At 65.4% G+C, this 5,087-nt stretch carries 5 protein-coding genes and 1 tRNA gene; all 6 read right to left on the bottom strand.

What is annotated here, in order from left to right; translation table 11 throughout:
• Window positions 1-3: 3 nt before the first annotated feature.
• Window positions 4-816 (bottom strand): tyrosine-type recombinase/integrase, encoded by an 813-nt coding sequence (locus ACFDS3_RS18890; RefSeq protein WP_375263892.1) that lies wholly within the window; start codon window positions 814-816, stop codon window positions 4-6.
• A gap of 148 nt (window positions 817-964) precedes the next feature.
• Window positions 965-1,054, bottom strand: a tRNA-Ser gene (locus tag ACFDS3_RS18895).
• A gap of 81 nt (window positions 1,055-1,135) precedes the next feature.
• Window positions 1,136-2,167 carry a cysteine synthase A gene (locus ACFDS3_RS18900; protein WP_375263893.1) on the bottom strand — a complete coding sequence of 344 codons (1,032 nt, stop codon included), beginning with the start codon at window positions 2,165-2,167 and terminating at the stop codon, window positions 1,136-1,138.
• 61 nt (window positions 2,168-2,228) lie between these two features.
• Entirely contained in the window at window positions 2,229-3,347 is a 1,119-nt protein-coding gene (locus ACFDS3_RS18905; protein WP_375263894.1) for an NUDIX domain-containing protein, read from the bottom strand.
• Entirely contained in the window at window positions 3,344-3,787 is a 444-nt protein-coding gene (locus ACFDS3_RS18910) for a TrgA family protein (RefSeq protein ID WP_375263895.1), read from the bottom strand. The genes ACFDS3_RS18905 and ACFDS3_RS18910 overlap by 4 nt, the downstream gene beginning before the upstream one ends.
• 276 nt (window positions 3,788-4,063) lie before the next feature.
• Window positions 4,064-4,774 carry a L,D-transpeptidase gene (locus ACFDS3_RS18915; RefSeq protein ID WP_375263896.1) on the bottom strand — a complete coding sequence of 237 codons (711 nt, stop codon included), beginning with the start codon at window positions 4,772-4,774 and terminating at the stop codon, window positions 4,064-4,066.
• Window positions 4,775-5,087: the final 313 nt, after the last annotated feature.

Below are 5,087 nucleotides of genomic sequence, written 5' to 3' on the forward strand. Positions count from 1 at the left end.
GGTTCACCCGGAGATTACGCCGCCTTCGAATTTCCACCACCTTCGCGACACGACCCAGGCCGCCTGTAGCACTTCACTGGTGCGACAGCCGGTTAGGCAGGTCATCGCCAGCGCTTTGGCAGCGGTGCCGGGCTGCCGGACAACAGCCGCATAAAAGGCAGGCACTTCACGCCAGTGCATGGCCTTGTGGTGCTTCACCTTGGCTTTCACTCGGGGCAGGACGCGCCCATCCATGACGACTGTCACGGGGTTTTCACCCTCGCGGTATCCGCGCGACCTGGCGACATCGAGCACCGCTTTCATCCGCTGTGCTACACGGCGGGCAGTCTCGTGCTTGTCCGTCCAGATCGGCGACAACACCCGCAGGACCTCTGGCTGCCCGATGTCAGAAACCGGCATCCTGCCGATCTTCGGGAAGGCATAATCCGCCAGCGTATTTATCCATTGTTGGGCGTGCTTAGGGTTTTTCCAAGTTGGCAACCGTTCGACGTGAACGGTCCGGGCCACCTCCTCGAAGCAGGGCACCACGAGATCCTGGTTGAACTTGGGGTTCACACCTTGGCGCGCGAGCCTGCGGTATTCGAGAGCCCGGTCGCGGGCGACGTTCAGAGTGACTACATCCGCGCCTCCCAGACCAAAGTCGGTCCGCAGCGGCTTGCCCACGCGGTTGCGCTGGCCCTTTACGGTCACACGCACGATCCATCGTCTTGCGCCGGAAGGATCAACGATCAAATAGAGTCCATTGCCGTCACCATGACGGCCGGGACCAAACGAGCGGACGAGATTCTTCGTCAGCCGGCCGGTGCTGTAGGCCATGCCAGTACCTCATTTCGTACCACGGAATGAACAGCACCGAGCAAAAACGAAATCAGGCGGTCGCTATCGAAATCAGGCGGGATGGTGCGCAAGTCCAGCGCCTTAGAGGCTAGAACAGCATCCGGCGCCAATCAACACAAATGGTGGGTGGCGGAGAGGAAGGGATTCGAACCCTCGAGACGGTTTCCCGCCTACACACTTTCCAGGCGTGCGCCTTCGACCACTCGGCCACCTCTCCGCCGGCGGGTTTAGCGAAAGGATGTGGGGGAGTTCAAGGCCCTACTTGAATATAGATCGCTCTTCGCCCCCACAGCCATCCTCAGGCATCCCGAAAAACGGTTGGTAGCGCGCGCGCGGCGGTCTCTGCCAGCCAATCGGGCGTCGGCAGGCCCTTTTCGCGCAGAAACTCAGGATTGAAGATCTTCGAGCTGTAGCGCGTGCCGTAGTCGCACAGGACCGTCACGATCGTGTGGCCGGGTCCGAGTTCGCGCGCGAGACGAATGGCGCCGGCAACGTTCGTGCCGGTCGAGCCGCCCATGCAGAGCCCCTCGTCCCGCAGCAGGTCGAACACGATGGGAAGCGCCTCGGCATCGGGAATGCGATAGACGAAGTCAGGCGTGAAGCCTTCGAGGTTGCCGGTTACGCGGCCTTGCCCGATGCCCTCGGTGATCGAGTTCCCCTCGTTTTCCTCTCCGGTGTAGATCTTGTACATGCCCGATCCCTCGGGGTCGGCGAGGCCGATCTTCACGCCACGGTGCTGCAGCGCCTCGGCGACGCCGGCGATTGTTCCGCCCGAGCCGACTGCGCAGATGAACCCGTCGATCTTGCCGCCAGTCTGCTCCCAGACTTCAGGCCCCGTGGTTTCAACATGGGCGCGGCGGTTGGCGGTGTTGTCGAACTGGTTGGCCCAGATCGCGCCGTGTTCGGCCGTCTTGGCAAGCTCTTCGGCCAGACGACCGGAATAGCGCACGTAGTTGTTCGGATTGCTGTAGGGCACGGCCGGAACCTCGACGAGCTGCGCGCCCGCGAGGCGGATCATGTCCTTCTTTTCCTGGCTCTGCGTCTCGGGGATCACGACCACGGATTTGAAGCCCATCGACGCACCCACGAGGGACAAGCCTATGCCGGTATTCCCGGCGGTGCCTTCAACGATGGCGCCGCCGTGCTCGAGCAGGCCCTTCTCGATCGCGTCCCGAACGATGTAGAGCGCAGCGCGGTCCTTCACGGACTGCCCGGGGTTCAGGAACTCCGCCTTGCCGAGAATCTCGCAGCCTGTGGCCTCGGAGGGGCCCTTCAGCCGGATCAGCGGCGTGTTCCCCACGGCACTCGCCAAGTCGCTGTGGATCCGCATCGCTTACCGCCTTTCGTCATTCCATTCAGGAGACGAACAGTAGGTCTCGGCGGCCCGACCTTCAAGGCGGGTCGAGACGCCCCAGGCGCACCGCCCGGTCAATCCACAAGAGCGACGCCAGCAACGGCCCCGTCGCCGCCTCGCCCGTTTCGATCAGGTCGAGCGCGTGGTCGAGTGTCAGGACATGGCTGCGAATGTCCTCTTGCTCGTCCTCGATGCCGGCAACGGTGGCGGCCTCGTCAGGCAGGTCGGCGATCCCGACATAGCTGTCCACGAACTCGCTGGTCGCCCCCGGCCCGGAGTAATATCCGGCGATCCGGTGCATCGCGCCAAGCTCCACCCGGGCCTCTTCGCGTGCCTCGCGGATGGCGGCAGCTTCGGGACTTTCGCCGGGGTCGATCCGGCCGGCGATGGGTTCCAGCAGCCACGGGTAGGGATCGCCGCGCAGGTAGGCGCCAAAGCGGAACTGCTCGACCAGCAGAACGCGGCGGCGCACCGGATCGTAGGGCACGACAGTCACGGCATCCGACATCCAGAACGCGGCGCGCTCCATCTGGCCGGACATGCCGCCCGAGAAGGTCGGGTGACGCAGCTCGGTTTCGGCGACGGCGAAGAAGTGGTGGTACGGCACCCGCTGCTCAATCACCTCGACCCGGTCGCGGTGGATATCCGCGCGCAGAGTGGTGGGCGCAGCCTCCTGCCCCGCCCGGATCCGCGAACTGGCACGGGCGCGCAACGTGCCCATCCGGAAACGCAGCGCCTCGACGTCGATCCGGCCGAACAGGCCCATGACCTCTGTCGCGGCGAAGCGTGTCATGGCCCCATGCGCCGCCTGCCAGTCCGCAAGGCTCCACGCGGCGCCAGAACCCGCTCCGGCCGGCGCGCGGTACACCCTTGCCGCCACTGACCCAGCGTCCGCTACAACCTCGGCCACTTCGGTGACGTAGGCAAAGCCTGCCTCGTAGTAATCCGTGCGCGACGCTCCCTCGGGCGACGGTGCGATCAGCAGGCCCTCAGCCGTGTCGCCGACCGAGCGGACGAGGATCGGCCAGTCGCCGTCCGCCGACCGCTCCACGCGCCAACCCGGCAGGCGCGCGGGCTTCGCCTCGGTCTCGGCCCCCAGAACGATCCGGCGCAGGTCCGGGTCCAGCAGCGTTCCAAAGAGGAAGATGGCATTCATTCACGTCGCCTTTCAGCCAAGAGTTCAGCGGCGATTCCGGCAAGCGCTCCTCCGCCCAGGGCACCCAGCAGGGCTCCGGGAACAAAGTAGAACGGCGCCATCTCGACCATGATGCGGACAGCGTCCACGAGCCCTTCGACCGGACCCGCGTATTGCGTTCTCAGTGCCCGCCGCAGCATTCCAAGGAAGGACCACAGGGCACAGCTGGATACAAGCAGGGCAACCCCGCCCGACACGCCTGCGGACACAGCGGCCACCACCCCCCGTCCCGCGGATGTGCCCACCACGACCCAGCCAAGGATCAGCCCCAGCGCAGCGTTCGCTTCGGCGAACCGCCTTGCGACCACCGGAAGATCGGGGCCGGACAGGATCACAGAGCCTGACCACCAGGCGCCGGCGGCAAGGATCAGTGCGGCGACGAGCTTGGAGAACGTCGGCATCAAGCGCGAAACGTGGCCGCGACCGGCGACCCGCCGCGATCGCCGCTCGATATCATCGCCACGAAGGAGCTCTGGTACATGTTCCACATCCGCCGGGGCCAATCGTCGAAGCCAGCCATGCCACCCTTTCCTGACGGAAGTGCTAATGGCACAGTATCTGTTGGCCCATTTCACCGAACGCGAGCCGGTGCACAAGGCTCGGTCGCTCGCGGATCGGCGATCGGGGCGCTCCGAAAGGCGGGCGCTCCGACGTTCATGCCAATCAGTGGTCTTGTCTCAATACAGCGAGACGAGGCGCGCCGGCTTGACCGAATGCAGCACCGTGACCGGCGTGCCCCAGGGCACCCGCTCGTAAAGGTCGATCACGTCATGGTCCAGCATCCGGATGCAGCCGGACGAGACCGCCTGCCCCAGGTATTCCGGCTCGCACCCGCCATGAATGCGGTAGAGCGTGTCCACGTCGTCCTGGAACAGGTACAGCGCGCGGGCACCCAGCGGGTTGCCGGGTCCGGGAGCCATGCCGCCATTCTCGACCGAGTAGGGCTCGAACTGAGGCTGGCGCGCGATCATCTCGGCCGGCACCTTCCAGCGCGGCCATTTGCGACCGTACTGGATCACCGCCTGACCGTCCCAGCCAAAGCCGGCGGCGCCGACGCTGACGCCATAGCGCATGGCGCGGCCGTTCCCCATGATCAGGTGCAGGTTCGCCGCGTCGGGATCGACGACGATGGCGCCCTCGGGCTGCTCGGGGAACGGGTTTGCAGCCTCCTGCCGCCAGAGATGCTCGGGCACCACGCCCGCGGGGATGGCCGGGACGGGATAGGGCTCGTCCGGCATCGCGCCGTAATGGGCGGGCATCGGCGGCGGCGGCGGGGCCGGAGGCGCAATCGCCTCGACCGGCACGCGGCGCTGGACGGGGGGCGGAGAGGCGGTGCAAGCCGACACGGCCGCAGCACTCGCGGAAGCAAGGAAAGTGCGTCTTTTCATCGTGGATTCTCGTGTTCGAAGGAATGAAATCGGTCGGAGATCATCCGTTCGACTTGGGCGGGTCCAGCGGCCGCTGCGGCCACCGGAGGTCGTGCAGCCGGGCGTTCCTGAGCGGGATACTCATCGCCACGCGTGCCGTGGTTGCGACGGCTTAATTTGCTACTGCGTTTTTTATGCCTTCGCCACCTTTAGGTGCTGGAGGCATTATGTTTTCGGGTTGTCTGTCCATCCTTCCGTCCGTCCGTGCGTCCGTCCTTCTGTCCGTCCGTCCCGCCTTCCTCGTAAGCGCAATATCTCAAAGAGGACTGGACGG

The organism is Palleronia sp., from assembly GCF_042089775.1.
Classification (GTDB): domain Bacteria; phylum Pseudomonadota; class Alphaproteobacteria; order Rhodobacterales; family Rhodobacteraceae; genus Palleronia.